The organism is Brevibacillus sp. SIMBA_040, assembly GCF_046535075.1.
In the GTDB taxonomy this organism is placed as follows: domain Bacteria; phylum Bacillota; class Bacilli; order Brevibacillales; family Brevibacillaceae; genus Brevibacillus.
In genome coordinates this window covers 1-276 of the sequence record NZ_JAWRXI010000161.1, presented here as the reverse complement: position 1 = coordinate 276, position 276 = coordinate 1, and the positions used below count along the sequence as shown (strand labels likewise).

Sequence of the window (276 nt, the reverse complement as noted above, 5' to 3'; positions counted from 1 at the left end):
ATCAGAAGAAAAAATAGAAATTAACCCAAATTCTATTGAATTAGTACCTTTTGTTGAGATGACGGATAACGAGAAAAGAGAGATAAAAATAAAGTATGGTATACCAAATGATAAAAAGACCTTCATATATGGTGGGAATCTTGGGAAACCGCAAGGAATTGACTTTCTTATAGAAACTCTAAAGGCAAAATCAGATGATGAGAGGGCTTTTTTTGTTGTAATTGGATCAGGAACAGAATACAATAAAATCAGGAATTGGTTTGATACCTTTCGCCC

At 33.0% G+C, this 276-nt stretch carries 1 protein-coding gene; it reads left to right on the top strand.

Going from position 1 to position 276, the window contains the following annotated elements:
• On the top strand, nucleotides 1-276 hold a 276-nt coding region (locus SB752_RS32380; protein ID WP_410719494.1), incomplete at both ends, for a glycosyltransferase.